Consider the following 1,250-nt stretch of genomic DNA (forward strand, 5'->3'; position numbering starts at 1 on the left):
TCTTCGCCACGCCATACCACAGCTCGAACAAGACGACCGACGAGAGCGCGAGATAATCCCCGGACGCTCCGGCCTCCCGGTACCGTTCCCGCACGCCGACGGGCTTGTTCCGCAGCAGCGCGACCACGGCGTTGGTGTCCAGAAGGTAGTTCACCCGAAGAAGTCCTCCCCGGCGGGCGTCGGCGGCTGGTTCCTGCCGTCATCGAACAACGGCACATCCACGAAGCGGTCCAGCTCGGCGAACCAGGCATCGACGTCGGACGCGATCGGCTCCAGCAGCACGCCGTCTCCCACATGCCGGACACGCACCCGGTCGCCGGGCAGCCGGAACTCCTTCGGGAGCCGCACCGCCTGGCTCCGGCCGTGTGTGAAGAGCCTCGCGATCGCCGTGTCCGCCATAACGCCTCCCGCAGATGGTAGCTATCAATAGTAGCTACCAAGGGCCCACTGCCGACTCGGTCAGATAGCGGTAGTGCGGGCACGCTGTGACATGAGGCAGTGGTGCTGGCGGCGGTGAACGTCAAGCTCCGCAATGACGGGACCTGCGTCACCTGTCGTTCCCGCGATGGTCGGTGGACCTGACGTACCAGGACACGAACCCTTCGATCATGGTGGCGGGCCCTGAGGTCGCCATCCGTCCGGTCGCCACGCAGACCCCGACCAGGGGCGATGCCCAGTGATCAGCGTGACGGAAAGATCATCTCGCTGGCCAGGAAGGCGGCCTCGTCGACGTCCCGGACGAACGTCGCCGCCGCGACCGCGGCTTCGAACATGTCGACGAGGCAGAGCTCGTCACGCCGCATAGAGGACCCGGGCCTCCGCGAGCACCCGGTCGCGGATGACCCACTTCAGCCGGGCCTTGGGTACCAGGTCGACGCGGCGTCCGATGATCTTTTCGAGATCATCTCGGAGATCGACGATCTCGAAACCGAGCTTTGAGCCGGGCTCCAGCACATACAGCGGGTCGACATCCGAATCGTCGGTGTCGTCGCCGCGAGCCACCGAGCCGAAGACGGACAGCTCGGCGACGCCGTAACGCCGGCACACCTCAGCGATCCGGCTGTCACGAAGATCGACGGCCACCTCCCTATTATCGCCAGAGACGGTCACGACCACGCGGCGCAGGGTCCGCCCCGCGTGACACTGGTGTCACCTCGTCCGAGTCCGAGTCCGAGTCCGGGTCCTGACAAGGGACTGCTCGCCCTTACCCCCTGGGGCTTCGGCAGTCCCGGCGAATCACCTCTGCGAGC

Annotated in this window: 3 protein-coding genes; all 3 read right to left on the reverse strand. The window is 66.4% G+C overall.

Annotation, left to right across the window (positions count from 1 at the left end; translation table 11 throughout):
- Nucleotides 1-150: 150 nt before the first annotated feature.
- A complete protein-coding gene (locus tag AC5LSR_RS22595) occupies nucleotides 151-399 on the reverse strand; it encodes an antitoxin (protein WP_445548509.1) in 249 nt (82 codons plus the stop codon).
- 281 nt (nucleotides 400-680) lie between these two features.
- Nucleotides 681-803: a hypothetical protein gene (locus tag AC5LSR_RS22600; protein ID WP_445548510.1), complete on the reverse strand. Its 123-nt coding sequence runs from the start codon at nucleotides 801-803 to the stop codon at nucleotides 681-683.
- On the reverse strand, nucleotides 793-1,116 hold the full coding sequence (locus AC5LSR_RS22605; protein WP_493465856.1) for a nucleotidyltransferase family protein: 324 nt from the start codon (nucleotides 1,114-1,116) through the stop codon (nucleotides 793-795). Before AC5LSR_RS22605 ends, AC5LSR_RS22600 begins: the two co-directional genes overlap by 11 nt.
- Nucleotides 1,117-1,250: the final 134 nt, after the last annotated feature.

It is taken from the genome of Protofrankia sp. CiP1_Cm_nod4 (genome assembly GCF_982290645.1).

What these genes read in the sequence shown, in the direction of transcription:
- AC5LSR_RS22600 (WP_445548510.1), bottom strand. Translation starts at nt 803, where the DNA reads ATGCGGCGTGACGAGCTCTGCCTCGTCGACATGTTCGAAGCCGCGGTC.
- AC5LSR_RS22595 (WP_445548509.1), bottom strand. Translation starts at nt 399, where the DNA reads ATGGCGGACACGGCGATCGCGAGGCTCTTCACACACGGCCGGAGCCAG.